The organism is Sinomonas sp. RB5, from assembly GCF_054063535.1.
In genome coordinates this window covers 182,568-197,557 of the sequence record NZ_JBSSGJ010000007.1, presented here as the reverse complement: position 1 = coordinate 197,557, position 14,990 = coordinate 182,568, and the positions used below count along the sequence as shown (strand labels likewise).

Annotated in this window: 13 protein-coding genes, 1 tRNA gene and 1 pseudogene; 7 read left to right on the top strand and 8 right to left on the bottom strand. The window is 70.7% G+C overall.

Going from position 1 to position 14,990, the window contains the following annotated elements:
- Positions 1-96: 96 nt before the first annotated feature.
- Positions 97-172, top strand: a tRNA-Lys gene (locus ACVWWH_RS10565).
- A gap of 537 nt (positions 173-709) precedes the next feature.
- On the opposite strand, the gene ACVWWH_RS10560 is transcribed toward ACVWWH_RS10565, so the two are convergent.
- The 3 genes from ACVWWH_RS10560 to ACVWWH_RS10550 all read right to left on the bottom strand — a co-directional run bounded on the left by ACVWWH_RS10560 (position 710) and on the right by ACVWWH_RS10550 (position 3,728).
- Positions 710-1,534, bottom strand: coding sequence for a hypothetical protein (locus ACVWWH_RS10560; RefSeq protein WP_457316538.1), 825 nt, complete (start codon positions 1,532-1,534; stop codon positions 710-712).
- A 653-nt stretch (positions 1,535-2,187) separates the two neighbouring features.
- A complete protein-coding gene (locus tag ACVWWH_RS10555; RefSeq protein ID WP_457316537.1) occupies positions 2,188-2,982 on the bottom strand; it encodes a hypothetical protein in 795 nt (264 codons plus the stop codon).
- Between the two features lie 44 nt (positions 2,983-3,026).
- The gene (locus tag ACVWWH_RS10550) at positions 3,027-3,728 is read right to left on the bottom strand and encodes a Pr6Pr family membrane protein (protein WP_457316536.1); all 702 of its coding nucleotides are present in this window, start codon (positions 3,726-3,728) and stop codon (positions 3,027-3,029) included.
- A 961-nt stretch (positions 3,729-4,689) separates the two neighbouring features.
- On the opposite strand from ACVWWH_RS10550, the pseudogene trxA reads away from it, so the two are divergent.
- Positions 4,690-5,141: pseudogene (gene trxA / locus ACVWWH_RS10545) on the top strand (thioredoxin).
- A gap of 315 nt (positions 5,142-5,456) precedes the next feature.
- Here trxA and ACVWWH_RS10540 read toward each other — a convergent pair.
- The 5 genes from ACVWWH_RS10540 to ACVWWH_RS10520 form a co-directional block, all read right to left on the bottom strand.
- Complete coding sequence (locus ACVWWH_RS10540; protein WP_447419124.1) at positions 5,457-5,660, bottom strand: hypothetical protein; 204 nt, start codon at positions 5,658-5,660, stop codon at positions 5,457-5,459.
- 253 nt (positions 5,661-5,913) lie between these two features.
- Entirely contained in the window at positions 5,914-6,762 is an 849-nt protein-coding gene (locus ACVWWH_RS10535; RefSeq protein ID WP_457316535.1) for a hypothetical protein, read from the bottom strand.
- A 115-nt stretch (positions 6,763-6,877) separates the two neighbouring features.
- Positions 6,878-7,540, bottom strand: coding sequence for a hypothetical protein (locus tag ACVWWH_RS10530; protein ID WP_066498383.1), 663 nt, complete (start codon positions 7,538-7,540; stop codon positions 6,878-6,880).
- A gap of 4 nt (positions 7,541-7,544) precedes the next feature.
- Positions 7,545-7,727: a hypothetical protein gene (locus ACVWWH_RS10525; RefSeq protein WP_066498381.1), complete on the bottom strand. Its 183-nt coding sequence runs from the start codon at positions 7,725-7,727 to the stop codon at positions 7,545-7,547.
- 158 nt (positions 7,728-7,885) lie between these two features.
- On the bottom strand, positions 7,886-8,347 hold the full coding sequence (locus ACVWWH_RS10520; RefSeq protein WP_066498379.1) for a hypothetical protein: 462 nt from the start codon (positions 8,345-8,347) through the stop codon (positions 7,886-7,888).
- Positions 8,348-8,420: 73 nt separating this feature from the next.
- Between ACVWWH_RS10520 and ACVWWH_RS10515 the strand changes: the two genes are divergently transcribed.
- The 5 genes from ACVWWH_RS10515 (at position 8,421) to ilvC (ending at position 14,892) form a co-directional block, all read left to right on the top strand.
- Complete coding sequence (locus ACVWWH_RS10515) at positions 8,421-9,344, top strand: LysR family transcriptional regulator (protein WP_457316534.1); 924 nt, start codon at positions 8,421-8,423, stop codon at positions 9,342-9,344.
- Between the two features lie 33 nt (positions 9,345-9,377).
- Entirely contained in the window at positions 9,378-11,117 is a 1,740-nt protein-coding gene (gene ilvD, locus ACVWWH_RS10510) for a dihydroxy-acid dehydratase (RefSeq protein ID WP_066498377.1), read from the top strand.
- A gap of 294 nt (positions 11,118-11,411) precedes the next feature.
- The gene (locus ACVWWH_RS10505; RefSeq protein ID WP_457316533.1) at positions 11,412-13,286 is read left to right on the top strand and encodes an acetolactate synthase large subunit; all 1,875 of its coding nucleotides are present in this window, start codon (positions 11,412-11,414) and stop codon (positions 13,284-13,286) included.
- A gap of 2 nt (positions 13,287-13,288) precedes the next feature.
- Positions 13,289-13,801 carry an acetolactate synthase small subunit gene (gene ilvN / locus ACVWWH_RS10500; RefSeq protein ID WP_457316532.1) on the top strand — a complete coding sequence of 171 codons (513 nt, stop codon included), beginning with the start codon at positions 13,289-13,291 and terminating at the stop codon, positions 13,799-13,801.
- A 65-nt stretch (positions 13,802-13,866) separates the two neighbouring features.
- A complete protein-coding gene (gene ilvC, locus ACVWWH_RS10495) occupies positions 13,867-14,892 on the top strand; it encodes a ketol-acid reductoisomerase (RefSeq protein ID WP_457316531.1) in 1,026 nt (341 codons plus the stop codon).
- Positions 14,893-14,990 lie beyond the last annotated feature (98 nt).

The following is a 14,990-nucleotide window of genomic DNA, read 5'->3' as shown; positions in this document are numbered from 1 at the left end:
GCCGATTTCGCTTTTCGAAAGACGTCCTGTAGAGTTTCATGTCGTTGCGGGGCACGGAGACGGGCCAGAAACGGTCGGTCGAACCGCAGCGAAGATGCGCCTCTAGCTCAACTGGCAGAGCAATTGACTCTTAATCAATGGGTTCCGGGTTCGAGTCCCGGGGGGCGCACCACAACCCCTCTCTGAATTGCCGAAACGCAGATCAGAGAGGGGTTTTCTTTGTGCCCAACAGGTCCGCGGCCTGCACATTCCCCCACTATCAATGTCTTCTTTGGTAGCGCGGCCCAGGCTGGGGCGGGGACAGCACACCCTCCCGCGTAACGGTTGGGCCGGTTCTGGTGAAGAGACCGCGGTGAGCTGCCCTGCCACGAGGCTGCCGAGCCACCACGGGATGAAGACGTCCAAGCCGATCCCGCCGTTCGTGCCTCCGCCTCCCCAGTAGACGACGAAGAAGTGCCACACGGTCCACAGAACCCCTACACCAACCCGTGCAGAGGGGTGGGGAGATCGGCGAACTCGGACTACGGGGCGCGGCCGTGCGGAAAGCGGTCGATCACCCGGGCCGGGTGATGTTGCTGTCGTCCATGAGGTCCGGCCTCTGCCCCCGCTGCCAGAGCATCGCGCCGCCGATGTCTCTGAGCTGCTGGTCGGTGAAGACCTTTGATGGGGCGGTCGGCTCAGGAGTGGCCGTGGCGGGAGATGCCGGCGGTCAGAAGTTGGTCCCTTTGACGAGGGTGATGAGCTGGTCCTTGGTCTGCTCCAGGCTCGGCCCGCTGGGGGAGATGAGGATCTGGGCGGTGAAGATGGCCAGGTTCTGGCCCCTGGCGGCCATGATGGACAGGATGGTGGTGGGCACGTTCCCTGCCGGGCGGAGGGACTTCGGGCCGGTGGGTTCCGAGCGGACGACGAGGACCGCCTTGTCTGCGACGCCGTCGAGGACCTGCCCGTCGGGCGGCAGCTGCCTGGAGAGCAGTGAGGCGCCTCCGGGGGTGAGTTCGGTGGAGAAGATGAGAGAGTCGGGTCCGGGCGTGCCGAGGTCGCCGAAGGTGTATCGGCAGTTGGTCTCGCCCGGGAGGATCTGTGGCTGGGTGGTGGCGCCGAATGCCTGCTTGACGGCATCGGCGCTCACGAGCGCGCAGACGGGGTTGTTGGTTGTGGCCTGGGGGCCGACGGGCGGGGCGGAGGGAACGCTCAGCGGGGTCCCGTTGCCCCATCCGGCGTCGACGAGCGCCTGGGCGAGGGCGCGGGCTGTGGCGTTCCCATCCGGGACGGGGGCTCCGGACATCTCCGGCGGGGCTGCCAGGTAGCGCAGGTCGAGGGATTCGCTGCCGCGGACCGCTTTGAGGATCGTGTTGGCGGACGCGCCGCCGGGCTCTTCCCGGAACCAGCCGCTCCACTGGAAGCACGCGAAGTCGCCGATGCCGGCCACGGGGGAGCAGTCCGGGGTCTTCTTCGCCTCGGCGATGTCCGCCGGTGAGGCGGGCGACGTCAGTTCCACGGACAGGGTGCCGAAGCCCTTCTGGGATTTGGTCATGTAGCTGCAGAGGTAGGCCGGGCTCCCGGGGGGCCTGCCTCCTGTCCCGGACTGTCCGAGGTCGGGGTCGACCTTGGCGGCGATGTCGGGGGTGATGAGGTCGCAGGCCGGGCTGCCGGAACTGGACGAGCGCGGCGCGGAGGCCGCCGGGGACTGGCTCGACGAGGGGCGGCCCCTTGCGCGCAGGCCGTGAGGAGAAGCGCGAGGGCCGCCGCCTGGGCGAGGCCTGCTGCACTGGGGATGATCCTGTGCGAGCCCATGGTCCTCTTCCCCTTCAGACGGCCTCGATGTTGGAGAGGCATCTGGGACTGACGGTAGGAGCGCGCTCCATGGGGCGATAGGGGCGATGGGCCTTCCGCTGCCCGAGGCTGCCGCAGATCCCGGTGTTCCACCTGGACATGACCGTTCCCCGACGCGCGCGAGAGAGCCAGCACGGCGCCGTTGCGGCCGCGCGGCCATGATCATGCGCAGTGGCGCGACTGTCTCGTGCCGGCTCCTGCCCCGCGACGAAGCCGACGTCACCTGGGCGGGCGACTGTGGCGCCCAGGGGGCGGAGGGCAGCGACGAGGCTCGCCGAGGTCGCGCTCGAGTACACCACCCAGGCAGACCACTGAGCTGAGCTAAGGGGGACAGCTGCTCAGGAGGGCCGGGTGTTACGAGGCCGCCTTCTTCGCCTGGTCGACGAACTCCTGCGCGATCTGCGTCATCACGCCGAGGCCCTCTTCCTCGCTCATCGCGCCCAGATTGAATCCGAAATCGAGGGAGACCGTCCCGGCGAGGACCCTCAGCCCGACGCCGACCTGGGCCCCGCCGACGGCCGACTCGGTCACATAGGACTTCTCTCCGATGTCCGGGCCGGGGCGGACGCGGATCGTCCACTTCTCGGCCCCTTGGGGCGACCACGGGGTCTGCTCGAACGTGGCGCAGCGGCCCATGAGCTCCGGCGTGTAGTCGAAGTCGGCCTTGGCGAGGGCCCCCCAGGGGGCGCTGCGGACGTCGACGAGGATCATCGCGGCACGCCGCGGGCCGGCGTTGAACACCTCGCCGAGGGCGAAGCCCATCGACGGTTCCAGCTGGGCCTCGTGCTGCCAAGGGGTGTGGAACGCGCCGCATTCGCTGGGCTCCGCTGCGTACGCTACGAACCCCGACGGCGGCGAGGACAGCAGGGCGTAGGACTTGCGCACCTGTGCGGTGTCCTCGCCCCTTCCGCCGTGGGCTCCGAGGACGCTGCTGGTGATCGCCATGAGCTCCTGGTCGGTGAAGACCCTCTGAACCGGGGCGGTGCTGGCCGTCCCCGATGGGGCGGCGCTGGTTGCCGAAGGAGTCCCAGCCGGGCTGCCGGACCCGCACCCTGCCAGGGACAGGAGCGCCGCGGCCGCCACGGCGGCCGTCCGGAGCCGTCCGGAGCGGGAGCGCTTCGGGTCCGGTCGGGCTCGTTCTCGGCGCATCGACATCCTCCTCGCGGGCTGTGCTCCTTGGCGGCCGGGCGGGGTCAGGCACTCCGTGTCGAGAGCGCCACCCGTGCGTTGCCTGCGAGGTGGACCAGCGTGCCGACCACGAGGAAGGCGGCCAGCACCTCGCCGCTGGTGACCAGCACCGCCGGCCACCCGCCGTCGTGCCTGGGGTCGAGGAAGTCGTAGGGGTACCAGCCGTCGAGGGCGCCGCGCACCCACGAGAAGGCAACGAACGCCGCCGGGTAGCAGAGCCAGGCGAGTGGCCGCAGCCAGGAGCCGTGGACGGTGCGGGTGACGGTGAGCCAGTCGAGCCCGGCGACCAGAGGGGCGATGCGGTGGGTGATCATCCAGGGCCAGTACAGGTCCAGCGTCCACCATGGCTCATCGGGCGGGGCCACGAGCACCGCGTAGACGATGCCCGTCATGACCAGGTAGAACGCGAGGGCTCCGAACAGGTGGTCCCACCAGTGCGGCAGCGACGCCCGTGGGCGTGCGGCGGAGACGAGGAGCACCAGTCCCAGGACGAGGTTCGAATGGAACGTGAACTGCGAGAAGAGCTGGGGGATGTCCACGGAGTTGCCGGGCTGCGTCGCGTCGTAGGTCTCTTGGGCCAAGGCTGCGAGCATGGCCGTCCCCATCGCCGCTCGTACGAGGCGGACCCAGGGGCGGTCCGGGTGGAGGGCGTAGTTGAATCCAAGGCTGCGTCCGACCGGTGGATGCGCCGCCGACAGGCCACTCATGGACCCAGTGTCGATTCCGCCGTGCCGGGGCCCAAGAGTCCAAGGGCACCCTGTCTGAGGGATGGCGGTCAGTGCTGGGTGCAGGCGGCCCGGCCGGTTCCCAGGCTCGTGACGAAGGGCGGGAGTGGCAGGGTGATGTAGGAGCCGAGCGTCCCGGTGTACTGGCCGTAGGTGTCGGGGACGGTGACGGTGGCCGGGACGCCGCCGAACGGATCAGCAGCGGTGACGGTGGTCGCCGCCGGGGGCCTGTGGGTTCTGGACAGGTGCGTCGCGGGATGTACGCGGGCCCGGGGCCGGTGTCAGACGGAGACCAGGGTCCCTTCGCGGGTATCGGTGCGAGCGGTGAGCACCACGGAGTCCCCTGGCCGGAGCGTGGTGACGGCTGCGGCAGCACTGAGCGCAGCCATCCTGTCCCCTCTGCTCACCGGGTGTCCACCCCCGGCATTGGCGCGAGAACACGTGCGCCGCGAGTCCTGCAGGTCCGCGGTTTGGACGGAGGAGCGGCCGGGCAAGGGGACGGGTGAGTTCCTCTCCCATCACGGGGCTCGGCGGGCTGGTAACCCGCTGCGCCGGACGGAGGGGCCCAGCGAATGGGGCCCCTCCGCGGCGCGGGACCCTCTCTTCCTTGGCCCTAGCGGGTGTCGGGCTCCCACGCCCTTCGCCTCTCGCGCCACGGTTCTGGGCTTGCCGGCCTGCTGTCAGGAGCCTGACGTGACGTAAGAGTCGACGCTCCGGGTGTCCCGGTCGGCCCCTACCGCTGCCGCAGGAAGGAGCAGCGGCGCTGGCAAGTCCTCGGGCGGTCGACACGGGCATTTCGGCCCATTGCCAGAGCGTTCGGGCGGGGAGCACGATTGATCCCCGTGCGGGGTGAGCCTGGGCCCCCGAAGCGAACGTCGACGGCCGGATGGCTGCCCGCACGGGGCCCGGCTGACCAGTCGGTTCGTGAAAGGGGCGGCCGCAGATGAAGAAGGTCATCACGGTCTGCCCGCACTGCGGCAAGCCCAACAGGGTCCCCGACAGCGCGCAGGGAACGCCCCGCTGCGGGAGCTGCCGGCGTGAGCTCCCCTGGGTCGTGGATGCGGGGGACAGCGACTTCTCCGTGGTGGCCGAGCAGGCCACCGTTCCGGTCATCGTGGACTTCTGGGCCCCGTGGTGCGGGCCCTGCCGGATGGTCAGCCCGGTTCTGGACCAGTTGGCCCGCGAACGGGCGGGGAAGGTGAAGCTCGTCAAGGTCGACATCGACCACGCCCCCGGCCTCGCACGGCGGTTCGGGATCCAGGCCGTGCCGACGCTGTTGGTGATATTGGGGGCAAGGTGGTCGCAGAGCGGGCCGGGGCGGCACCGGCAGCAGCGCTCCGCTCGTGGCTCGACGGCGCCCTGGCCCGCAGCCGCGCAGCCGACCAGACCGCATGACGCGAGGGCCCACGGGTCGGGGTCTTTCCGTCGCGTGCCCGGGGGTGTTCAGGCCGGCGCTGTCGCCTCGCCCCCGATGGGCGATTCGGCGAGGATCCCTGAGGGGAACCTGCCGCCGGACCTCACTGCCCCCTCCAGAGGTGATAGGCGACGATGAGAAGCGGCCACACGAGCGTGGCGCCCACCAGGATCGCACCGGCGGCAGCACCGGCGATGGCCTTGACGATGGTCATCAACGGTTTCTTTCCTCTCGTGGGCCTGGCACAGAGCGGGGCGCGCTCCTGAGCGCCTCGGCTGCAGCCGACCCGGGCTCGTTCAGCGCGGAGACGGGACGGACGACGGGCCGGAAGGCTTCGGCGCGGGAACGGCGAGGCCCGGCACCGTGGGCAGCTCTGCCAGATGGCCTCCCCGATGTCCTGCGCCGAGCTCGCACCTCGACATGAAGCTGGTCTGGTGCAGATTCAGCTCCGCCTGGTAGCTGCAGCGCTGGGTCTCCGGGATCGTCGGTGATTCCGTCACGGTGGTGTCCATTCCGTCTGGTCGTCCACGGGGCCCCTGGTGTGGGCGCGCGGTGATGCCACAGGGGGTGCATGGCATGGATCACACTCTAGGGTGGCCCGGGCGGGGAGGGACGCTCCCGCCATCGTGTCGTGCCGCCGTCTTGCGCCGGGAACACCTCGCGGCCGCGGGCACTTTGCGCGAGGGCCCCCGGCCAGCGGAAGCGCTGGGCGGGGGCCCTCCTCTCGCGCGGTGGCCGAGGCCGCCGGCGGGGCTACTGGGTCAGGGGCGTGTTGCCGTAGTTGGCGTGGCACGCACCGCCCGAGACGATGTCTCCCGGGGTGACCTTGTACGTGCGCACCGACGGGTTGACGATGACGGTGTGCGCGGCGCCGTTGGCGTCGGTCAGCGTCGAACCGCAGGCGTCGGCGGCAGCCTGGGACCCCGAGGAACCCCCGATCCACACATCGAGCCAGACGGTGGTGCCTGCGGGTGCACCGGTGTGGCAGGGGCCGTCCTGGGGAGTGTTCCCATCGCCGCAAGTGTCCTCGACGATGAGGTACTTCTGCAGATTGGGGACATAGAAGCGCGTCCCGGCGGGGTAGTCGAGCGTGTCGACGCCGCCCGTGATGGAGTGGCCGACGGCGACCGTGACCGGGTCCGCCCAGGTGCCGGTGCCGCCCGCCTGCTGGTGCAGGATGGGGTGGGACACCGTCGCGGAGCCCGCAGGGGTGTTGTCCCAGTACCCGTAGCCGGTCGTGTACGCGGTGGTGACGAGCGTCCCCGTCTCCTGGACGGCGGCCGGGGCCTTCGGGGCCTGGGGGGCGGGGATCTGGGCCGCCGGGACGGCCGCGGGAGGCGGGGCCACAGGGCGGTTCACGGCGCTGGGGGCCGCCTGGGCTGCTGGCGCGGCGGCCTTGGAAGCGGTGGCGCTCGGGGACGGCGTGGCGGGGGCAGTGTGCGCAGCGGCGGGGGACTTGGTCGCCGTCGGGGTCGCGTCAGGGGTGGCAGTCGCTCCGGCGGCACTCGGCGCGGCGGTCCCGTGCTGGGCGGCACCAGCGCACCCGGTCAGGGTGAGCAGCAGGGCGGCCGCGGCGGTGGACAGTGTTCTGGCGTGCTTCATACAGGGGTTCTTTCTGGCTCTTGTACTCGACGTCGGCGCAGCCCCCCGGTGCGCCAAGTCAACGAGCGTAGTCGGACAGCTCCGCAGGGCGAAACCGAGAGCGCGCCCCCGGCGGTCATCGCAGGAGGGGGGTCTCCCCGTAATTGGCATGGCACGCCTGGCCCGAGAGGACGTCCCCGGGGGTCACCCGGTAGTCACGGACGCTGGGCTCCAGGATGACGGTGTGCAGGGCCGTCAAGGTGGCCTCACAGCGTCGCGAGTCACTGTTGCTGCTGGAAGAGCCGCCGATCCAGATGTCGAACCACACGGTAGTGCCGCGGGCGGCGCCCCGCGAGATGTTGTGGCACGGGATGTCCTGCGGAGTGGCCCCGTCGCCGCACGCGTCCTCGACGATGAAGTACTTCTGGAGGTTGGGGATGTACATGCGCGTGCCGGCCGGGAAATCGAGGGTGTCCGCACCGTTGCTGATCGAATGGCCGACGGCGACGGTGACGGGGTCGGCCCACGTCCCGGTCCCGCCCGCGCTCTGGTGCAGGACTGGGTTGGAGATGACCGTGGAGCCGGGCGGGGTGTTGTCCCAGTAGCCGTACCCGGTCGTGTACGCGGTGGCGATGACCTTGCCGGATTCCTGGGGCGGCGGCGCTGCGCTCGCCGGAGGTGGGGAGGGGGATCCGGACTCAGGGGTGGGACCGGGCCCGGGGGAACCGGAGCAGCTGGTCCCAGCAAGCAGCACCGCGGCCGCCGCGGCCCCGGCCAGCCTCCGCTGCAGCGACCGCATGCGGTCAGGCGCCCGCGGCCGGGCGCGGCGGTCCTGCGGTGGCGCCGGGTCCCGGCTCCACACGGACCATGACGGAGCGGCCGCGGTGGCGTCCGCGGCGGGCCGTCGAACGGTCCTCACGGAGGACGGTCCAGACGGCGAGTGCGAGCATGATCGCGCCGGAGATGACGATGATCACCCAGTCCACGGCAGCCTCCCTGCATGAGACGTCGACGACGACGCTGAGGCCATTAGTACCCCGCGGCACCCCGCCCGTCCAGAGTCCCCCGACGCGTCTTCGCGCCCGCGTCCACGCTGCGGGCCGGTGACCCCTACGGGCCGACCAGATCTACAGGCTGACCAGATCTATAGGCCGACCAGATCGCGCAGGAAGGCCGTGAGGTCTGCGGCGTCGTCCTCCTGGGCGAGCGTGACAGCGGAGCCCGTCCCCAGGGTGCACTCCGGGCGGAGCGTGAACGTGACCACGCGGCCGGTGCTCGTCGCGACGTCGAAGGCGCCGGAGGCCGGCTCGGAGACATAGGCGAGGTTGGTGAGGTCGATCGTCATCGGCTGCGCGGTTCCCTCGAGGGTCCGGCGGTCGAACGGCGCCAGGACGAGCTCGACCGGCCGACGCCGGTAGCCGAGGACCATGCCGGTGGGGGCCGGGGTGCCGGGCCGGGGCCCGGAGACCGAGCCGCCGCACTCGGTGACGCACACCAGGTTGTAGTCGCCGTAGTTGGGGATCTGGCTGTCGAAGACGTAATGTAGCGCGGCCTTCAGCGCGTCGTCGGGCTCGGGGGCCCGCCCCGTCGGGGCAGTGCTGCTCACGGTTCTCCTCTCGCCGAAGGCCAGTCTACGTACTCGGGAGCCGCCGGAGCCGGAGCGCCAGTACCCTGTGCGCATGGACTTCCGCCGACTGCTGCTCCTGAGGGAGCTTGCCGACCGTCGCACAGTCGGTGCAACAGCCGAGGCGCTCGGCATCACCGCCTCGGCCGTCTCCCAGCAGCTCAAGCTCCTGCAGGAGGAGATCGGCGTCGTCCTCATCGAGCGGCAGGGGAGGGGCGTGCGCCTCACCGAGGCCGGCGAGGCGATGGCGGCGGCGGCCGCCGGCGTCGCCGTGGCCATGGCCCGCGCCGAAGCCACCGCGGACGGCTACCGCCGGGGCGAGCAGGCGCGGGTCCGCGCGGTGTTCTTCCCCAGCGCGGCCGAGATGTTCCTCCCCGGCCTGCTCGACCGCGTGGCCGAGCGCAAGGGACTGCGCCTCGAAGCGCGCCTCGAGGACCCGAACGCGCAGGGATTCGTGGATCTCGCGGCGGACGCCGACCTCGTCCTGGGCCACTCCGTCAACGGTCCGGAGGAGTTCCTCCGCTCCGGGCTCGTGGTCGAGCCCCTGCTCGAGGAGCCGCTCGACGTCGTGCTGCCGGGCGACCACCCGCTGGCCGCAAGGGAGGTCCTCGAGCCCGACGACGTGGCGCCGTGGCCGTGGATCGGCGTCCCGGCGGGCTTCCCCTTCGACACGGTCCTGCGCCAGATCGAGCTGCAGGCCGGCCGCGTGGTCGAACGGGTCCAGCTCATGCCGGACCTGCGGGCCATGGAGGCACTCGTCCGCGGCGGCCACGGACTGAGCCTCCTGCCGCGCTTCACCGCGCGGGGGGCCCTCCGCAGCGGCCTGGTCCTGCGCCCGCTCGCGGGCGTGCAGGCATGCCGGAGCGTGGTGCTGCTCGCCCGCGCCGACGTCGCGGCCCGGCCCACGGTCCGCGACGTCATGGACATGGTCCACGCGGAGGCCGCCAGGATCGTCCGCGATGACGGCGCGGAGGCGTGATCCCGGCCACACCTGCGCCCTAGACTGTGGCCCATGACTGAGCAGAGCCTCCCTCAGCAGGTCCACACCGGCGCGGCGCACACGGGCGCGGACGCCAAGCCCCGCAGCCGGGTCGTGACGGACGGCATCCATGCGGCCCCCGCCCGCGGAATGCTCCGCGCGGTCGGATTCGGCGACGAGGACTTCGCCAAGCCGCAGGTCGGCATCGCGAGCTCGTGGAACGAGATCACCCCGTGCAACCTCTCGCTGGACCGCCTCGCGAAGGCGGCCAAGGAAGGGGTCCATGCGGCCGGCGGCTTCCCGATGCAGTTCGGCACCATCTCGGTCTCCGACGGGATCTCCATGGGCCACGAGGGCATGCACTTCTCGCTCGTCTCCCGCGAGATCATCGCCGACTCGGTCGAGACCGTCATGCAGGCCGAGCGGATGGACGGCCAGGTCCTCCTCGCGGGCTGCGACAAGTCGCTGCCCGGGATGCTCATGGCCGCGGCCCGCCTCGACGTCGCGAGCGTGTTCCTCTACGCCGGCTCGATCATGCCGGGGTGGGTCAAGCTCGAGGACGGCACCGAGAAGGACGTCACGCTCATCGACGCCTTCGAGGCCGTCGGGGCCTGCGCCGCCGGGAAGATGTCCCACGGCGACCTGGACCGGATCGAGCGGGCCATCTGCCCGGGCGAGGGCGCCTGCGGCGGGATGTACACGGCCAACACCATGGCGTCTGCGGCCGAGGCCCTGGGCATGTCGCTGCCCGGTTCCGCGGCGCCGCCGTCCGCGGACCGGCGCCGCGACATGTTCGCCCACCGCTCCGGGGAGGCCGTGGTCAACCTGCTCCGGCGCGGCATCACGGCGCGGGACATCCTCACCCGCGAGGCGTTCGAGAACGCGATTGCGGTGGTCATGGCCTTCGGCGGCTCGACCAACTCCGTGCTCCACCTGCTCGCGATCGCGCGCGAGGCCGAGGTGCGGCTCGAGCTCGAGGACTTCAACCGGATCGGGGACCGGGTCCCGCACCTGGGAGACCTCAAGCCGTTCGGCCGCTACGTCATGTACGACCTCGACCGCGTCGGGGGAGTGCCCGTCGTCATGCGCGCGCTCCTCGATGCCGGGCTGCTGCACGGCGACGCGCTGACCGTCACCGGCAGGACGGTCGCGGAGAACCTCGCCGAGATCTCCCCGCCGGACCTGGACGGGAAGATCGTGCGCGCCATGGACAACCCGATCCACGCCACCGGCGGCCTGTCGATCCTGCACGGATCGCTCGCGCCCCAGGGCGCCGTGGTCAAGACGGCCGGGTTCGACGCGGAAGTCTTCGAGGGCACCGCCCGCGTGTTCGAGCGCGAGCAGGCAGCGCTCGAGGCGCTCGACCGTGGCCAGATCGCGCCCGGGGACGTCGTCGTCATCCGCTACGAGGGGCCCAAGGGCGGCCCCGGCATGCGCGAGATGCTGGCGATCACCGGCGCGATCAAGGGGGCCGGGCTCGGCAAGGAGGTGCTCCTGCTCACCGACGGGCGCTTCTCGGGCGGCACCACCGGGCTGTGCATCGGCCACGTGGCGCCGGAGGCGGTCGACGCCGGCCCGGTCGCCTTCGTGCGCGACGGCGACCGGATCCGCGTGGACATCCCCCACCGCCGCCTCGACCTGCTCGTGGACGAGGCCGAGCTCGACGCGCGCCGCGAAGGCTGGGCGCCGATCCCGGCGAAGTTCACGCGCGGCGTGCTGGCCAAGTACGCCAAGCTCGTGCACTCCGCGAGCGAGGGAGCCGTCCTCGGGTGAGCCCCACCCGGCACACGGCAGCCGTGGATCCGCCGTCTCACGCTGTGGATGGAAGTCCGCATCGTGAGACGGCGTTTGACCAAATTGACACTCAAAAGCTCAATTCGGGAGACTGTGGGCATGCAGATCGTCTCGGCGAGCATGGTGCTCGATGTCGTCGTCCTTGACCAGCGCGTGGCTCACTGAGTCCGTCTGGCACGATCTGTCACGCGCAACCCCTCGAAACGCCAGGCGGCCGAGGGGTTGTTTTCGTTGGAGCACACCTTCGCCACGAAGATCCTAAGGAAGAGACTGATGAGCAAAGGAACGCCGATCAGCCCATCGCTGATGGCTTCGAAGCCGTCCGCGGCCAAGGCCGCGGATTCTGTCGACACCGTCGACTCTGCCTCTGCCGTCCTGGGGCCCAACCGTGTGGTTGAGCCCACAGAGATGACTGGATCTGAAGCAATCGTCCGCTCGCTCGAGGAACTGGGCGTGGACGATGTCTTTGGTCTCCCGGGCGGCGCGATCCTGCCGACCTACGACCCTCTGATGGCTTCGAAGATCAACCACGTGCTGGTGCGCCATGAGCAGGGCGCCGGCCACGCTGCCCAGGGGTACGCGATGGTCACCGGCCGTGTGGGAGTCTGCATCGCGACGTCGGGTCCGGGAGCCACCAATCTGGTGACCGCGATCGCCGATGCGCACATGGACTCCGTTCCCCTCGTCGCCATCACCGGGCAGGTCTCGAGCTCGGTCATCGGCTCGGACGCGTTCCAGGAAGCGGACATCGTGGGCATCACCATGCCGATCACGAAGCACTCCTTCCTGGTGACGAAGGCCGAGGACATCCCGCGCACCCTCGCCGAGGCGTTCCACCTCGCCTCGACCGGGCGCCCCGGCCCCGTCCTCGTGGACGTGACCAAGGACGCCCAGCAGTCCAAGACCATGTTCAGCTGGCCGCCCCGGATCGACCTGCCTGGCTACCGCCCCGTGACCCGCGGACACAGCAAGCAGGTGCGGGAGGCCGCCCGCCTCATCGCCGGCGCTTCCAAGCCCGTCCTCTACGTCGGCGGCGGCGTCATCAAGGCCCATGCCTCGGCCGAGCTCCTCGCCCTCGCCGAGGCCACCGGCGCTCCCGTGGTCACGACGCTCACGGCCCGCGGGGCCTTCCCGGACTCGCACCGCCAGCACCTCGGGATGCCCGGCATGCACGGTTCGGTCGCCGCGGTCACCGCCCTGCAGCAGGCCGACCTGCTGATCACGCTCGGTGCGCGCTTCGACGACCGCGTCACGGGCGTCCTCAGCACGTTCGCGCCGAACGCGAAGGTCATCCACGCCGACATCGACCCTGCCGAAATCTCCAAGAACCGCACGGCGGACGTCCCCATCGTCGGCTCGGTGAAGGAGATCCTGCCCGAGCTCACCGAGGCCGTCGCCGGGCTCTACGCCAAGGACGGTGCCCCGGACATCACCGCCTGGTGGTCCTTCTTGGACCGGCTCCGCGAGGACTACCCGCTCGGGTGGACCGAGCCCGAGGACGGCCTCCTCTCCCCGCAGCGCGTCATCTCCCGCATCGGCGAGCTCACGGGCCCGGAGGGCGTCTACGTGGCGGGCGTCGGACAGCACCAGATGTGGGCGGCGCAGTTCATCAAGTACGAGCGCCCGCACGCGTGGCTCAACTCCGCCGGCCTCGGCACCATGGGCTACTCGGTGCCCGCCGCGATGGGCGCCAAGGTGGGCAACCCGGACCGGGTCGTGTGGGCGATCGACGGCGACGGCTGCTTCCAGATGACCAACCAGGAGCTCGCGACCTGCGCGCTGAACAACATCCCGATCAAGGTCGCGGTCATCAACAACTCCTCCCTGGGCATGGTGCGCCAGTGGCAGACCCTCTTCTACGACGGGCGCTACTCCAACACCGACCTGCACACCGGCGCGGAGACCGTGCGCATCCCGGACTTCGTCAAGCTCGGCGAGGCCTACGGGTGCGCCTCCTTCCGCGTGGAGCGCGAGGAGGACATCGATTCGGTCATCGCCCAGGCGCTCGAGATCAACGACCGCCCCGTGGTCATCGACTTCGTGGTGAGCCCGAACGCGATGGTCTGGCCCATGGTGCCCTCCGGGGTCAGCAATGACCTGATCCAGGTGGCCCGCAATTCCACCCCCGATTGGGAAGAGGAGGACTGAGCATGTCGCGCCACACCCTGTCTGTTCTGGTCGAGGACAAGCCCGGCGTGCTGACCCGCGTCGCCGGCCTCTTCGCACGCCGCGCGTTCAACATCCACTCGCTCGCCGTGGGACCCACGGAGGTCGACGGCGTCTCGCGCGTGACGGTGGTCGTCGACGCCGAGGGCGATCTGCTCGAGCAGGTCACCAAGCAGCTGAACAAGCTCGTGAACGTCATCAAGATCGTCGAACTGCAGCCGGAGAACTCGGTCCAGCGCGACCACCTGCTGATCAAGGTGCGGGCAGACGCCGTCACGCGCCTGCAGGTGACCCAGGCCGTGGACCTGTTCCGGGCCTCGATCGTGGACGTCTCGACCGATTCCCTCGTCGTCGAGGCCACGGGCACCTCGGAGAAGATCCAGGCCCTCCTCGCCGTCCTCGAGCCCTTCGGGATCCGCGAGATTGTCCAGTCCGGCACGCTTGCGGTCGGCCGCGGCTCCCGGTCCATGAGCGACCGCGCACTCCGCGCGAGCTGACCCGCGCCGCGGGCTCCGGCCCCGCGGCCGCCCCACACCCCACAAACGCAATCAAGGAGAACCAAGTGACAGAGCTGTACTACGACGACGACGCAGACCTCTCGATCATCCAGGGCCGCAAGGTCGCCGTGATCGGCTACGGCAGCCAGGGCCACGCGCACGCCCTCAACCTCCGTGACTCCGGCGTCGACGTCCGCGTCGGCCTCAAGGAGGGCAGCAAGAGCCGCGCCAAGGCCGAGGAGCAGGGCCTGCGTGTCCTGACCCCGCGCGAGGCCGCGGAGGAGGCCGACGTCGTCGTCATCCTCGCCCCCGACCAGGTGCAGCGCCACCTCTACGCCGAGGACATCGCCCCGGCGCTGAAGGAGGGCGACGCCCTCGTCTTCGGCCACGGCTTCAACATCCGCTTCGGCTACATCCAGCCGCCGGCCGGCGTCGACGTCATCCTCGTCGCGCCGAAGGCGCCGGGCCACACCGTGCGCCGCGAGTTCGTCGCGGGCCGTGGCATCCCGGACATCATCGCGGTCGAGCAGGACGCGTCGGGCAAGGCCTGGGACCTCGCCAAGTCCTACGCCAAGGGCATCGGCGGCACCCGCGCCGGCGTGATCAAGACCACGTTCACCGAGGAGACCGAGACCGACCTCTTCGGCGAGCAGGCCGTGCTCTGCGGCGGCGTCTCGCACCTCGTCCAGGCCGGCTTCGAGACCCTGACCGAGGCCGGCTACCAGCCGGAGATCGCCTACTTCGAGGTGCTCCACGAGCTCAAGCTCATCGTGGACCTCATGTGGGAGGGCGGCATCGCCAAGCAGCGCTGGAGCATCTCCGACACCGCCGAGTACGGCGACTACGTCTCGGGTCCGCGCGTGATCTCCCCGGCCGTGAAGGAGTCCATGAAGGAGGTCCTCGCGGACATCCAGTCCGGCGCCTTCGCCAAGCGCTTCATCGACGACCAGGACAACGGCGCGGTCGAGTTCAAGGCCCTGCGCGAGAAGGAGGCCGGTCACCCGATCGAGGCGACCGGCAAGGCCCTGCGGGCCCACTTCTCGTGGCAGCAGCAGGACGCCGACTACACCGAGGGCTCGGCCGCGCGCTGACCCCCGCACCGCAGCGGCGGGCGAGCCCTCGCCCGCCGCTGCTCCTCTCTGGGCGTGGCACCCGGCCCCAGAGACTCCACCCGCTCCGCCCGAACTGC

Bases quoted from the DNA above. Each gene is read 5' to 3' on its own strand.
- ACVWWH_RS10560 (WP_457316538.1), bottom strand. From the start codon at position 1,534: ATGACCAAATCCCAGAAGGGCTTCGGCACCCTGTCCGTGGAACTGACG.
- ACVWWH_RS10555 (WP_457316537.1), bottom strand. From the start codon at position 2,982: ATGCGCCGAGAACGAGCCCGACCGGACCCGAAGCGCTCCCGCTCCGGA.
- ACVWWH_RS10550 (WP_457316536.1), bottom strand. From the start codon at position 3,728: ATGAGTGGCCTGTCGGCGGCGCATCCACCGGTCGGACGCAGCCTTGGA.
- ACVWWH_RS10535 (WP_457316535.1), bottom strand. From the start codon at position 6,762: ATGAAGCACGCCAGAACACTGTCCACCGCCGCGGCCGCCCTGCTGCTC.
- ACVWWH_RS10530 (WP_066498383.1), bottom strand. From the start codon at position 7,540: ATGCGGTCGCTGCAGCGGAGGCTGGCCGGGGCCGCGGCGGCCGCGGTG.
- ACVWWH_RS10515 (WP_457316534.1), top strand. From the start codon at position 8,421: ATGGACTTCCGCCGACTGCTGCTCCTGAGGGAGCTTGCCGACCGTCGC.
- ilvD (WP_066498377.1), top strand. From the start codon at position 9,378: ATGACTGAGCAGAGCCTCCCTCAGCAGGTCCACACCGGCGCGGCGCAC.
- ACVWWH_RS10505 (WP_457316533.1), top strand. From the start codon at position 11,412: ATGAGCAAAGGAACGCCGATCAGCCCATCGCTGATGGCTTCGAAGCCG.
- ilvN (WP_457316532.1), top strand. From the start codon at position 13,289: ATGTCGCGCCACACCCTGTCTGTTCTGGTCGAGGACAAGCCCGGCGTG.